We start from the raw sequence: 13,847 nt of genomic DNA, 5'->3' as shown, positions 1-13,847 counted from the left end.
CCAGCCTGAGGCTGGGAACTAGTGTCTGGGATGCTCTGCATCTAGTGAGTTGTTTAATCTACTCGCTCAATCAGGGCAAAACCTTAATCTGTGTCCATTTGTGGTTCAATTTTCATAATTTTCACTCGTGCAAGAGGTTGATTCTATAGCTACTTTAATTTCCTCCTCATTTTCACATGACGAATGCCAGCCTCTTCAAAAAGCTCTCCCTCTTGCTGAAAACCTAACTGTTGATACAAAGCCTTGATATAGTCTTGGGCATGAATGAGCACTTCTGGAATATTTTTACTATCTATAACTTCCAAAGCCTTTTGCATAATTTTCTTGCCAACACCATACCCTCTAGCCATAGGCAAAACAGCCAGCCTTTCAATCTTCGCAGTTGTCTGATTCAAATATCTAATCCTAGCAGTTCCCACATACTCCTTATCTAAAGAAGCAATCAACTGGTCACAAGTTTCATCTTCACCATCAAAATCTAAATCAGGATCTACCCCTTGTTCTTCCTGAAAAACAGATTTTCTAATTGCTTGAATCGCAGGAAATTCTTCCGAATCAGCAACTTTAACAATAACATTACTCATCAAACTCTCTGTATGTATACTCTCTGTGTTTTTCTAGTTAGATTTTTGAAGTGAGGCTGAGCCTGATAAACAAGTTCCCAGGCTGAGCCTGGGAACTTATAGCGGTTCTTAATTGAGTGCAATAGATTAAGAAATAAGAACCATAGATGGACACAGATGGACACAGATAAAATATCTTGGCGTCCTTGACGTCCCTTCGCTTCGCTCGAGGGCAGGTTTGGCGGTTCGATTTTTGAAGTGAGCCAAAGCCTGATAAACTAGTTCCCAGCCTGAGGCTGGGAACTAGTGTCTGAGATGCTCTGCATCTAGTGAATTGTTTAATCTGCTCCTTCAATCGGCGCAAAACCTTGACGCTGAATATTCTCTGTCACCGTACGCGGTTCCAGGAATTGTAGCAAGTAATCTGGTCCCCCAGCCTTAGAACCAACTCCAGAAAGCTTGAAACCACCAAACGGTTGTCGTGCCACAATAGCACCCGTGATGTTGCGGTTAATGTATAAGTTCCCGACTTCAAACTCTTCCTGCGCCTGCTCAATGTGCGAAGGAGTTCTGGAATAAAGTCCGCCAGTTAAGGCGTAGTTGGTACCATTTGCAACTTCCAGCGCTTCCTTAAAGTCCTTTACCCTAATCACCGCTACAACAGGACCAAAAATTTCTTCTTGGGCAATTACCGCGTTTGCTGGTACATCTTTAAAGATAACAGGACCGATAAAATACCCGTTATCTGGTGCTGGCATTTCCAAAGCCACTTTTGCTTCTGCCTTACCTTTGTCGATATACTCGCGGATGCGGCTGTATGCATTAGCATCAATCACCGGTCCAACTTGGGTGCTGGGTAACTCCGTCTCCCCAATGTTCAGCGATTTTGTTGCTTCCACAAACCGCTGCACAAAGGTATCATAAACTGGTTCCAGCACCACCACCCGTGAACAAGCAGAACATTTTTGTCCGCTGTAACCAAACGCCGACTGCACAACACCAACAACAGCTTGGTCTAAATCAGCACTTTCGTCCACGATGATAGCATTTTTGCCACCCATCTCAGCAATGACCCGTTTCATGTGCTTTTGACCGGGTTTAACAATTGCCGCTTCTGCGTAAATTCGACAGCCGACTTCCTGCGAACCAGTAAAAGCAATGACATGAGTATCAGGATGATTCACCAGGTAAGCACCAACTGGGAACCCTTACCAGGAACGTATTGAAAGACACCTTTGGGTATCCCGGCTTCTACTAAGATTTCCGTTAGTTTTGCCGTAATCACAGAAGATGTTTCTGCTGGTTTGAGTAAAGTACAATTGCCAGTAACCAAAGCTGCAACCGTCATTCCTGTGGCGATCGCCAACGGGAAATTCCAAGGAGAAATCACCACAGCAATTCCTCGAGGCTGGTAGATATAACGATTCGTCTCCCCAGCAAGGTCGTAATTGTAACCCTCGTCTAACCGTTCGATTTCGTCGGCGTAGTAGCGACAGAAATCTATCGCCTCAGAAACCTCACCATCCGCCTCCCGTACTGGTTTTCCGACTTCCAAAACTATCCAAACCGAAAGTTCGGCGCGGCGTTGTTCCATCAAATCAGCAGCTTTCCGTAATATCCCAGCGCGTTGTTTTACGGCTGTTTTGCGCCAACCGGGAAACGCAGCTTTCGCGGCTTGCATCGCCTGTTCGGCTTGTTCGACGCTCATCAGTCCGATTTTACCAACCACCTCGCTAAAATTCGAGGGGTTAACAGAATCTATAATTTCTTGGGTTTGGACGTATTCGCCGTTGATGAAAGGTAAGTATGTTTTGCCAAGTTGCTGACGGACAGTTTGGAAAGCTTGAGCCGCTTCTTTTCTTTCTTCCTCTTCAGCATAATCGGTATCAGCAGCACCGGAGAACCCCGCCTCAGTCCGCGCCGCAAGCGAGGGGGAAGCTGGAACTGGAGGTGCTAATAATTCTTCAACTGGGCGATTCTCCATATTTTGCCGCAAGAAGGAACTATTAGCAGTATTTTCCAGCAAGCGACGAATTAGATACGCCATTCCTGGGAGAAGTTCGCCGTAAGGTGAGTAAACTCGGACGCGATAACCTCTATCAACTAAGGCTTTTGCTAGTTTATCGCCCATGCCGTAGAGAACTTGCATTTCAAAGCAACGGCGGGGGACATTTAAGCTTTCGGCTATTGCTATGGCATGAGCTTGCGATCGCACGTTATGGCTACCAATAGCAGCATACACATATTGATAATTCTCTAGCAATAACTGAGTTATCGTCTCAAAATTTGCATCTGTCGCTGCTTTGTCGTTGTAAACTGGCTGTTGCCAATGTTTCTGCTCTGCTTTAATGGTTTCCTGATCCCAGTACGCCCCTTTCACCAAACGAATGGTAATCGGATAACCGCGCTGTTTCGCCCAAGCTATCAAGTCTTTTGCATCTTGCTCGCTGTCGCGCAGATATGCTTGAATTGTCATCCCAATATCTGTACGAGAGCGAAACTCTTCTTCGATTAAAAGTTTTTTCAGGATGCTCAGAGTGACGTCTTTGTAAGCATACTGTTCCATGTCAAAATGAACAGCAGCACCTAGTTCTTTAGCACGACGTAAGAGAATGCGGATGCGTGAACTTACCCGTTCCTCACTACCTGTAGCATCCAACGGGTCAAATTGGGAGTAAAACGCCGTTAATTTCACTGAAACTTGGACTTTTGGGAGTGGCTGTCCGTCTGCTTCATCAATCAAGGGAACGGTTGTCCAACTCTTGGATGCTTCCACCAATTGTTGCATCAAATCTAGATAGCGTTCCAAGTAAGACTGCGCTTCTGCTTCAGTAATCACCGCCTCACCAAGTAAATCGATGGTGAAAGCCATTTTTTCTTTGCGTAGTCGCTCAACCGTCTTGATGACTTGTTTAATATTTTCCCCTGAAATATATTTATGAGCTAATGTTTCTACACCTGTAGAAACAGTTGTCGCAGCAACTTGCCCTGGCATAGAATCGGGGTTAGCAAAGTTGAGCATCCCCTTAAGGGCTGACGGTAGTTCTACAGACTCATCGCCCAAATACTCTTGTAAATGGGCTGCAATTTCTGGTTTACTACGTAAAGCAGGAAGAGTATCAATAAAGCGAAATAGTTGCACCCGCAGCCCAGGATTACTCATCGCCCAAGCCAATAATTTATCATCCCAGCGCATCTGATCCCGCAACGCACCAAAGAACGAACGATTCTCCTGTGTCGCCGCTAGGAGTTGTTTAGCGATTTCTTGGGTTTTTGCTTCGTAGGTGCTTTTTTGTACTTGTAATACCACTGATGACACACTCCTTATTCAAGGCAAGGCTTTATTGTATACAGCCTGTATCTTCTATTGTGGCTTTTTGATTGTGCTACCACCACATCCAGAGTGCAGGGATATGAAAGTTCCAGGCTTCAGAACTAGCAAGCATCCTGAAGCGGATCTTGAACTCTTACCTTAAACGAGTAGTCTGGTTTGGTGGAGTGAACCCCTTCTCAAGAGCGGAGACGCTGCGCACATGAAGGAGCCTGCGCTTTGCGCTTACGGGGAATTCAAAATTCAAAATTCAAAATATAGCGATTTTCGTTTGGATGCAGTACGCTTTTAACCCCACCCCTTAATCCCCTCCCCGCAAGCGGGGAGGGGCGGTTTTGGCGCAAGCCAAAGCCGGGGTGGGGTTCTAACTATATTGCAACGAAGTGAGAACCGCTATAGAGACCCCACGGATGAATCCGGGGGCTTGAATAATTAGCTTGTGCTTTTTTTTCTGTCGATAACCCAAGTTGGGGGCTTGTATCCTTTTGTTTTTCGGTCAACGACGAAGTTCCTGGCTTTTACGCATGGGCTTGGTACTCAACTAGAGAACCCTGACTTGCCTGATTCAAAGTTTCCCAGACTAAAAGCCATTTGTTCTCCAACTGTGTTGCCTGGTTAATTCTGACACTACTCAAGTTAGCACCATTGAGGTTGGCTCTGCTGAGATCAGCACCTTCCAAATTAGCACCCTCCAAATTAGCATTCTCTAAGTTGGCGTCGCTGAGGTTAGCGTTCTTCAAATTGGCACTACAAAGGTTAGCACCACACAGGTTAGTACCACTGAGGTTCGCCCCCTGAAGTTTGGCATTGCTTAGATTGGCATCTTGAAGCAAAGCACCACAAAGGTTTGCCTTTTTAAGTTTTGTACTGTTCATGTAAGCACTGCTGAGATTCGCACCCAAAAGTTTAGCACTGCTAAGATTTCCACTCCATAAATGGACACTACTGAGGTTTGCATTGCTGAAGTTTACATCACTCAACTCGGCACTGCTAAGGTTCGCATTCCTCAACTCAGCATCTTTCAAGTTAGCATTACTGAGGTTAGCATTACTGAGATTTGCATCTTTTAAGTTAGCATTGCTGAGATTTGCATTTATGAGATTAGTACTGCTGAGGTTTGCATTCTTCAAGTTAGCATTGCTGAGGTTAATTTCTACTAACTGAGCACCACTGAGGTTAGCATTCCCTAGATTGGCTCCACTAAGATTAGCATGACTGAGGTTACTACCACTTAGGTAGACACAGTTAAAGTCAACATTTGCAAGTTGAGCATTCTTAAGGTTGGCAAAGATGAGGTTTACATTGTGAATGTCTTGAGCTTGAGATTTCAAATGAATAATTTTCTCAAGTCCCTCAGGTTCTTTTTTTGCCTCACTTGAATCTGTATGATTGAGAGCTTGAGAAATTATCAAGATTTCTTCCGACTCCTTCTTGAACCGCTGCACTTCGCACCAAGCAAAAAATAAACTACATAAGCATAAGTAAATACCAACTACTAACGTTAGTGGTTTACCTTTTGTAAGCAGCAGGATAACTGCAAAACCTAAGCCAACCCAAGTTATTTGCTTAACTAACGAAATCAGTTCAGTCTTGGCCTTCCCATATATACTCAATTTTTCACAGTTGGCTAAAACCATGCCCAATACCCCCTTACTTTTATTGAAATGACTTAAATTTGCTCAAAAATGACTAGTGATTTAACCTACAAGCAAAAGCCATAGAAGCATGATGTCGATATGCTCTAAGTACATAATTTCATAAGTTCATAGCGAAAACTTGAACGAAGACTCTGTGTACCTTTGTCTTGAAAAGTTTCCTAGGTCGGAAACCCTCCTGCAGAACTTTTCGCTGCGTTTACCGAGAGCGCTCCTTTGCGTTTAAAAACGTTACGAATTAATCAAATGCTGTACTAAGTTGGCATATCGTGGTAGATACTTGGTGGGCTTTTTTGTGTACCCGTCAATTCTGCATCTTAACGGGGTGATAGTGATCGTTAAGTAGACTGTATTGGACTTATTTTCAATTCATTCTCCTGATTGATAAATCAAACCGCCTTTTTTATTTACCAAGGTTGTTGAATTTTGTACAGCTTTCATAAAACGCTTGTCACTACATCCCAATAGCTGCAAGCGTGCGGGTTTTGCAAAGAAGATATTGGTCAATTCCCCCCACTCACTGACAAGCGGTATGGTGGGAAATCTGGATAGCTGATTGCTGATGTACTGACTATCTCGGCTAAGTTCTGTAGATTAGCTTTGCGTTGTCTCATTTGTGGAGTGCTATCAAGTCCTACCGTTGTCAAAATAGCTTCCCAACGGTATACCCAGTCATGCTTGAGGAGTGAGTTAACAGTATTATTTTTCCGTATTCTTTCTTGGCGCTCAGGGTCTGTATTTAAATCTGCTATTATATCAGCTATATTCGAGCAATCAAATGGGATTTCAATCACAGCATCTGACAAGCCAAAATTTTTAGTAAAGTCCTTACATTTTGGAGGAACACCTAACATGATTGTTCCACCCGCTGCTCCTTCAAAGAATCGTGATCCAAGATCTTCTTGAGGATTCTTTTTACTAGTTAAATCAAACTTTACTTGATTAACTATCATATAGCGACTTCTCTTCACAAAATTTGTATATAGATTTCTATGGTAGCGATAATCTAGCATATATAAATATTTGATAGGTTCGTAAATATAAAAAAAATTTTCCCGTTCTACGAGTTTTTGTAAAGCATCATGAGTGACTTTTGAACGTCGTCCAATATTTAAAACATCAATACAGCGGTAAAAATTATTTGGATAAGGGCAAAATTTTATAGCGTCAACGCCATAAGGGATTGAGTAACAAGGGCGCTGGATAATATCCGCAACTTGATGAAGACTAGAACTAAAATTCATGAAAATATAATCAAAGTCTTTGAGAAGCTGTAGCTGAACTAGCCAATTATCAACATCTTTTGACCAAATCTCATCTAGCCAACAAACAGCGTAGCGGCACTTTTCTCGCCAACCTTGTATAGAATTTAAAATCAGAATGTCTTGAATTGACTGGCAAAAAATAAAGAATAAATCGTATTTTTTCTCGACTTTAAATTTATAATTAACTAACGAATTTACCAGTTTGCCATTTTTTAAAAGCTTGGCGGCTGAGTTAGCTAAGGTATTAGTTACCTTAAAAAGAGTAGGATTGAAGTGTGGTGTCACTAAATCAACCGTATCACAATTACAGATGACATCCTCAAATTCATAGGAGCCAGAACGAGAAACATGAAATTTTAGATTCCGCATTGACACGAGTAATACCCGTGATGCTTCACCAAGAGAGGAAGCGATGTTTTCTGACATAATGACATCCTAAAATTAAATAATTATCAAAGCTTGACAGAAAACTACTTCTAGACTACACACAAAGGTTTGTTCTAGTCTGACAGAGCAAATTGGGATGATTGATACTCCCAAATCTAGAAGTGAGTTTTGTAACCAAAGCTTGAGTATACTTATGATGATTAAATTGATTAACTACTAATTCATAACCTTGCTGAGCCTGTTCAAAAGCCTTTTGAGGGTCATTTAAGAGCTTGGCGATCGCCTGCTTTAATCCGACAATATCACCAGGATTCACACCAGTAACAATACCTGCATCAATAAGATTGGCAATAATTCCTGACGAACGGGTGATGATCACAGGCCGCCGACAAGCCATTGCTTCAAACAAAGTGTTAAGGCTGGCTGAAGAATTATTTTCAACAACACTAATGACAACTATGTCGGAATCGCGGTAAAATTGCACCAACTGACACCAGTCGTAAAAACAACACGACATATGACTTGGCATAACTTTTGGCAACGCCTGTTTTAATGCCTTTGCGTCAGGTGAAAAAGCACAAATCTTCACATCAACATTTAAATCTTGAGTTGCATCAGCCAGAGTTTGATAATCCCGTTTTTGTAAATCTCGACTTCCAATCATTGGACGCACCTTTTTGGGTGAAGCTAGTCCTGGTGTAAAGAAGGATATGTCTGTAGGTGGTGCCTCAACAACTTGACAAACACGCTTATGTGATAAGCCCAGAGAGTTACGCAGGAAATCAGCTTGAACCGGGGAAATAGTCAGGAACAAATCAACCCACTCTTGCACATTCAATAGTTTGAGTGCCAGACGCCCCTGTAGTTGACTGATGTTGTGGACAAAGACAACAATCTTGGGTGGCGCAACTTTAGCACCACAAAGCCTGGCAATTGGAAAGCCCACGTCTTCGTCTGCGCAAAATATGACATCATCGCTGTGAAGTTGCTTAGACAAAGACCGTGCCAACGCCCAGTGTTGAGGTTTGCCTATAATCTTGGAACGGATAATATCTAGACGAGACAATGAGTCTGCAATTGGTAGATGAACTTTCGCTTTCAAAAGCTTACTGATGTCCCACATCGCATCCGTCGGACATTTGCCTGCTTGAGCATTTTGAGCGATCAGTTCTAGATTGGATGCATAGCTTAGAGCTATATGGTACCTCAAAATGTTGCTCCTTTTCAGCTTTTGTTATTTGCAATATAGGTAAGATTTCTGTGGTTTATATTTGTCTAGGTATAAGCAACCACCGCAAGCAAGGTTGAATTCACGTGCTAAGGTAATGCCTGCTGGAGCAGCACCAACAATACAAACTTCAGTTTCAATAGTTTCACCAGTAGGTAAAGTACGTGCATCAATCAACATCAGATCATTTCCCACACATCACAATTTTTATGAAATTCATTTAGAAAGAGTTGCTATTAGCTTTTTATAAGTCAATTTGACAGTTTGACGAAACACAATTATTAGGAATCAATGCACCGACACAGGGATACAACTGTTACATAAGCCTGTCAAAGGGAAACGGAACGGCTGTGGAAAACTAGATTGTCCATTCGCAGCCTTTGCGCCAACTATGTTGTTGCTATTTGTGAATTTACACTTTTCTCCGACTTAAGATGTGTAAATCCTGTGGCGAACCTGTGACATATTCGCTAAGATTTGTTAACGCAATCTGCACACTTTGTTAAGAGTATGTAAATTTTCTGGTGCAGGTGTGACATATTCGCGCTCCTGCCAGTACGCTCTTGCTTCCAATTTTGTTTTTCGTTAATGTAGCCGGATAAAGTAGTTTATGATTGCTCGTTATCAGAAAAAATCTTTATCAAGCTAATGGAGATTTTGATTGTTGAGGATGAAATTGAGATTGCTCAGTTAATTCAACTGTATTTGGAAAGGGAAGGATTTTCTTGTCGCCACTGTCGAGATGGATTGTGCGCAATTTCTGTATTTCAAGAGCATCCGCCTGACTTGATTATCCTAGATTTGAAAATTCCCGGTTTGGACGGACTGGAAGTTTGTGCCCGCATTCGACAGCAACCAAGCCTTAAAGACCCTTACATCTTGATGTTGACGGCGAAGGGTGAGGAAAATGATCGGATCGTTGGTTTATCTACCGGAGCAGATGACTACATGGTCAAGCCCTTTAGCCCAAAGGAATTGGTAGCTCGTGTGCGATCGCTCCTACGACGCACACTACGTCATGGTAAGCAGAGTCAAATTTATCGCAGCCAACACTTTGTGATTAATATCGAGCGGCACTCAGCGAATAAAATTGTGAGTACCAATCAATCGGCTTCTTTGGATCTAACAACTTTGGAGTTTCAATTGTTAGCAACATTTATGAGTTCCCCTGGTCGAGTTTGGAATCGCACTGAACTGATTAACAAACTCTGGGGTACTGACTTTTATGGTGATGAACGGGTTGTTGACACCCACGTTGCACGGCTACGCAAGAAGATTGAACCCGATCCAGCTAATCCAACCTTTATTAAAACTGTAATTGGATCGGGTTATAAATTTGAAGACTAGTTATGTAGGACGAAGTGTGAGTAAACTTAGCCTGCGATTGCCGAAGGCACTGCGCTTCGCGCAATCGCGACTCCTGTTGTGCCACATTGCTGTAATGTTGATTGGTTTAAGTACCTTAGTCACACTGGGCTGGTTCTTCTCGCACCACCTGTTTGGGTTATACTTAACGCTTTTAGAAGCACAAGGATTTTACCTGGGTGCAATTCGTAATCAGTTGATTGAGGAGTTTAAGACAGCGTGGAACCAAGGAGCTTTGTGGTCAGTCCTGATAAGCGCAACCTTAGTAGGTGCTTTAAGTTACCTAGTTGTCAAGGACATTATACAACCTCTGATTCAGATGGAGAAAATTACTGAGCAATTTGCTCAGGGGAATTTGACAGCCCGTATACCTGAGAGTGAAATTCCAGAGTTGAACCGCCTTGCCATAAACTTTAACCGAATGGCATCAAACCTTGAAGGGGTAGAACAGCGCCGTCAAGAACTCATGGGAGATCTCACCCATGAACTACGTACACCATTAACAATCCTAGAGGGTTATTTAGAGGGTTTAGCAGATGGCGCGATTGAACCAAAAGCAGAACTGTTTCAGCGATTAGCCACAGAAACAGCCCGCTTGGGTCGGTTAGTGAATGATACACAAGAACTTTCTAAGGCGGAGGCGGGATACTTACCCATCAAAATTCAACCCATCGATTTATATCCACTTCTGCTTTCCCTAATGAAACGGTTCTCGGATCAACTTTTAGAAGAAGGTCCCGTGTTGCTTTTGGAGTGTCCACCCAATCCTCCTTTAGTATCTGCTGATCCTGAGCGAGTAGAGCAGATTCTAGTCAACTTACTTGGCAATGCGGTACGCTACACTGCGATGGGTTCTATCAAAGTGCGAGTTTGGAGCGAACCTCCAAAGTTATGGATTGCAGTTATTGATACAGGTCATGGTATGAAGCCAGAGGATCTACCGTTTGTGTTTAATCGATTTTGGCGTTCAGAACGTTCTCGCGATCGCCATCCTGGTGGTTCTGGGATGGGTCTAGCTATTTCCCATCGTCTAGTTATATTGCAAGGAGGTGAAATTTTAGTAGAAAGTGAACTAAATAAGGGAAGTACGTTTCGATTTTCGCTGCCGTTGGCGTAAGAAATAAACTACTCTTGGCGGATTGCTTTAAGAACTTGTAGCAATTCAGTTGACGATTCCGGGCGAGTGATATCTAGTTTTGGTAATAATTGATATAGTGGGGGATTTCCTTGCTGGAGATAAACAAACTGATAATCCATCCCGTTAGTCGTCAGCCCCCAAACGGATGTTTGTTGCTCTAAACTTGTATATGCATAAGTAAGTAATTGTGGCAACCCTTCGGAGGCATTAAAACTACTATTTTTAGATTCAATCACTAGTATCCAAAACGGTGTAGTTACTGTTCTTCCTTGCGTTTTGTTAACAGCTAAAATATCCATCCGTCCTTTAATGATTGTGTCTTCATCTTCGACGGAGATATCAGCAATATTTTCTTCTAAAGTTATCTTAATGCTAGGCTGATAAAACCCTGCTAACTTCATTAACGGTGCAAGGATGAGAAATTTTATTTGCCCTTCGGAGATTTTTCCTTCTGAGTAATATTCGCGAAAAACATTGCGAATTTCCTCTAATTCTTGCTGCTCATATTCTGTAATATTATTTAATAATAACAAGGATGTAAATGAGTTATTCAAATGCTCTTCAAATTTTAAAAGCCGTTGAACATCTTTCAACCTTAGATTGGTTGCATTTAGATTTGTTTGCATTAGTTATTCTCCTATAATTAATTATTATAAATAAAATTGTAATCAGCAAAAGTATTATTAATCAAAACTTACATACATAAGGCAAATAGCAGGCTGGAGTCAAACAGGTAACTTAAGACATCAAATGTTTGATGATTAAAAAAACCTATCAAAAGTTAGAGTTTAAAAACTTTTAAGTTGCAGCTTTAGATTGAATGTAGTTTAACTGAAAATCTATAAGCTTAAAAATTATACAGAAATGTTGGAAAGCAAATTTCAGAAAAAAGCAAATTTTGTAACCCATTACGGCATTAAGCCGAACCGTGTGGAGAGTCAATAAAGGCTGAAAAGCTTTTGCTTAATGTATGTTTCAGCATTTTTGGGGAAATTGACGCATCTTACAATTGACGCTAAGGGGGCAAGCGCTTTTAACGGAGCATGACAACGCTGCTAAACAATCGCTATCAAGTTATCGAGGTGCTGGGCGGTGGTGGCTTTAGCGAAACCTTTTTGGCAGAAGATACCTACGTACCTTCTCGCCGTCGCTGTGTTATTAAGCAACTGAAACCAATCACCCATGATGCTCAAATTTACGGAAAGATTCAACGGCGGTTTGAACGCGAAGCAGCAACCTTGGAGTATCTAGGCGAAGGTAGTGACCAAATTCCCAAACTGTTTGCCTACTTTACAGAAAATGGGCAATTTTATTTAATTCAGGAATGGATTGAAGGATCAACCCTGTCAAATGTTGTCAAAGCGAAGGGATCAGTCAGCGAAACTGTAGTCAGGGAAATTTTATTGAGTCTGCTGTCAGTATTGGATTATATTCACAGCAAAGGTATTATTCACCGGGACATCAAGCCTGATAACATCATTCTCCGCTCCTCCAATAGTAAGCCCGTGTTGATTGATTTCGGTGCAGTCAAGGCAATGATTCATTCAGTAGTGTCTCCAGGAAACCTTACTCAATCACTCGTCGTGGGTACACCAGGGTATATGCCTAGCGAGCAAGCTATTGGACGCCCAGTTTACGCGACTGATATTTACAGCCTAGGCTTGACAGCAATTTATTTATTGACTGGTAAACGTCCGCATGAGTTCCGAACCAACCCTGAAACAGGGGAAATAGTTTGGCAAGATTATGCTTCTGGGGTGTCTGCAAGTTTGGCGAAGGTGCTGAATCGAGCAATTAAGCCGCAAGCAAGCGATCGCTACACCACTGCTAGTAAAATGTTACGTGCTTTGCAGTCTGCTATTGCTCGACCATTGTGGTTACAAAGAGGGTTCTTCCCCCAACGCAGTGCTTTACACCAGTTCCATAGCAATGGCTACAACCCAAACAAACCCCCACAGGCTGCTGATTCCCCTACACCAACTGCTGCACAACCTACAGTAGCCCAATCTCCTACAACTCCATCAGTGCAGCAAACCCAGCTATTGTCTTCTTCACAAAATACTCTAGCGACACTTGTGTATTCCAGTAGGAAAAACTGGCAAAAGCCGAGTTGGATCGTCAGTAGTGTGGTTGTGGGTGGGTTGATGAGTGTGCTGGCGATCGCCCTTATAACCCGCAAACCAGCATCAGAAGTTCCGATTGCGACATCACCTGCATCCAAATCTAATACCACAAATCCAAAACTTTCACCACAATCCCCGGCTTCCACTTCTAAAAAACGCAATACGCCTGTAGCTTCGCAACCTACCTCACCTGCTCCTGTAGTTCCTGTCACTTCGGTACCACTAGAAAAAGACAATCAAAATTCTCCAGTTTCCACACCCAAGACACGTACAGCACCACGTAAAAACTCACTCGGTACTAGTAGTAACATAGCTCGCGTTCCAGCATTTCCTACTGGTACATCAAGAAGCAGTGTAGAACAAGTTCTTGGTAAACCAGTTCGAGATTCAAGAGGTATTTGGCGTAATACTCGTGCTGTCAGTTATGTATTAGTGCCAAATCAAATCCAGCTTGGTTATTTATTTGACCGTGATTCTGGAGTCATTCGCCAAACCGAAGTCGCTTTTGCTCAATCTGTAGACTTTCAAGTTATGCTGACAACTTTAGAAGGAATGTTAGGCAATAAAGCAACACAAGAAATTAACCAGGGGCTGCAACAGGTACAACAGCGTCAATTGGATCATTTCCGTTTTTCCACAGGTTCGTTGAAGGGTCAGATTGTGCGTCAAGACTGTGATTTTATTTATATCAGTATATGGGATGCAAATTTACATGATTTTGTGAGCCCTTCTGATGCTAGGAAATGTTGAACTGGATAACTTGCTTGTAGAGATTTAACGATATCAATAACA

9 protein-coding genes and 1 pseudogene are annotated in these 13,847 nt (G+C 42.3%); 3 read left to right on the top strand and 7 right to left on the bottom strand.

Translation table 11 applies throughout. The features are described from left to right. Positions 1-149 precede the first annotated feature (149 nt). The 6 genes and pseudogenes from V5G28_RS20125 to V5G28_RS20100 form a co-directional block, all read right to left on the bottom strand. Positions 150-584: a GNAT family N-acetyltransferase gene (locus tag V5G28_RS20125; protein ID WP_332987946.1), complete on the bottom strand. Its 435-nt coding sequence runs from the start codon at positions 582-584 to the stop codon at positions 150-152. A gap of 317 nt (positions 585-901) precedes the next feature. Beyond that, positions 902-3,873 (bottom strand): annotated as a pseudogene (gene pruA, locus V5G28_RS20120) (L-glutamate gamma-semialdehyde dehydrogenase). Between the two features lie 539 nt (positions 3,874-4,412). Beyond that, positions 4,413-5,531 (bottom strand): pentapeptide repeat-containing protein, encoded by a 1,119-nt coding sequence (locus V5G28_RS20115; RefSeq protein WP_332987944.1) that lies wholly within the window; start codon positions 5,529-5,531, stop codon positions 4,413-4,415. A gap of 521 nt (positions 5,532-6,052) precedes the next feature. Continuing rightward, positions 6,053-7,240 (bottom strand): glycosyltransferase, encoded by a 1,188-nt coding sequence (locus V5G28_RS20110; protein WP_332987943.1) that lies wholly within the window; start codon positions 7,238-7,240, stop codon positions 6,053-6,055. Between the two features lie 55 nt (positions 7,241-7,295). Continuing rightward, positions 7,296-8,411, bottom strand: coding sequence for a glycosyltransferase family 4 protein (locus V5G28_RS20105; RefSeq protein ID WP_332987942.1), 1,116 nt, complete (start codon positions 8,409-8,411; stop codon positions 7,296-7,298). Between the two features lie 24 nt (positions 8,412-8,435). Continuing rightward, a complete protein-coding gene (locus V5G28_RS20100; protein ID WP_332988149.1) occupies positions 8,436-8,624 on the bottom strand; it encodes a hypothetical protein in 189 nt (62 codons plus the stop codon). Between the two features lie 453 nt (positions 8,625-9,077). On the opposite strand from V5G28_RS20100, the gene V5G28_RS20095 reads away from it, so the two are divergent. Continuing rightward, on the top strand, positions 9,078-9,776 hold the full coding sequence (locus V5G28_RS20095; protein WP_332987941.1) for a response regulator transcription factor: 699 nt from the start codon (positions 9,078-9,080) through the stop codon (positions 9,774-9,776). 94 nt (positions 9,777-9,870) lie between these two features. Beyond that, positions 9,871-10,911, top strand: coding sequence for a sensor histidine kinase (locus V5G28_RS20090; RefSeq protein WP_332988139.1), 1,041 nt, complete (start codon positions 9,871-9,873; stop codon positions 10,909-10,911). Positions 10,912-10,919: 8 nt separating this feature from the next. On the opposite strand, the gene V5G28_RS20085 is transcribed toward V5G28_RS20090, so the two are convergent. Further along, on the bottom strand, positions 10,920-11,558 hold the full coding sequence (locus V5G28_RS20085; RefSeq protein WP_332987940.1) for a restriction endonuclease subunit R: 639 nt from the start codon (positions 11,556-11,558) through the stop codon (positions 10,920-10,922). Positions 11,559-11,975: 417 nt separating this feature from the next. Here V5G28_RS20085 and V5G28_RS20080 point away from each other — a divergent pair, with 417 nt between their 5' ends. Beyond that, entirely contained in the window at positions 11,976-13,805 is a 1,830-nt protein-coding gene (locus V5G28_RS20080) for a protein kinase domain-containing protein (protein ID WP_332987939.1), read from the top strand. The last annotated feature ends 42 nt before the right edge of the window (positions 13,806-13,847 follow it).

Origin of the sequence: Scytonema sp. PRP1 (genome assembly GCF_036697665.2) — a bacterium.
GTDB lineage: Bacteria > Cyanobacteriota > Cyanobacteriia > Cyanobacteriales > Nostocaceae > Kalymmatonema > Kalymmatonema gypsitolerans.
The sequence above is the reverse complement of the archived record's forward strand: the minus strand, read 5'-3'. Positions and strand labels throughout refer to the sequence as shown.

Bases quoted from the DNA above. Each gene is read 5' to 3' on its own strand.
- V5G28_RS20125 (WP_332987946.1), bottom strand. From the start codon at position 584: ATGAGTAATGTTATTGTTAAAGTTGCTGATTCGGAAGAATTTCCTGCG.
- V5G28_RS20115 (WP_332987944.1), bottom strand. From the start codon at position 5,531: ATGGTTTTAGCCAACTGTGAAAAATTGAGTATATATGGGAAGGCCAAG.
- V5G28_RS20110 (WP_332987943.1), bottom strand. From the start codon at position 7,240: ATGTCAGAAAACATCGCTTCCTCTCTTGGTGAAGCATCACGGGTATTA.
- V5G28_RS20095 (WP_332987941.1), top strand. From the start codon at position 9,078: ATGGAGATTTTGATTGTTGAGGATGAAATTGAGATTGCTCAGTTAATT.
- V5G28_RS20090 (WP_332988139.1), top strand. From the start codon at position 9,871: ATGTTGATTGGTTTAAGTACCTTAGTCACACTGGGCTGGTTCTTCTCG.
- V5G28_RS20085 (WP_332987940.1), bottom strand. From the start codon at position 11,558: ATGCAAACAAATCTAAATGCAACCAATCTAAGGTTGAAAGATGTTCAA.
- V5G28_RS20080 (WP_332987939.1), top strand. From the start codon at position 11,976: ATGACAACGCTGCTAAACAATCGCTATCAAGTTATCGAGGTGCTGGGC.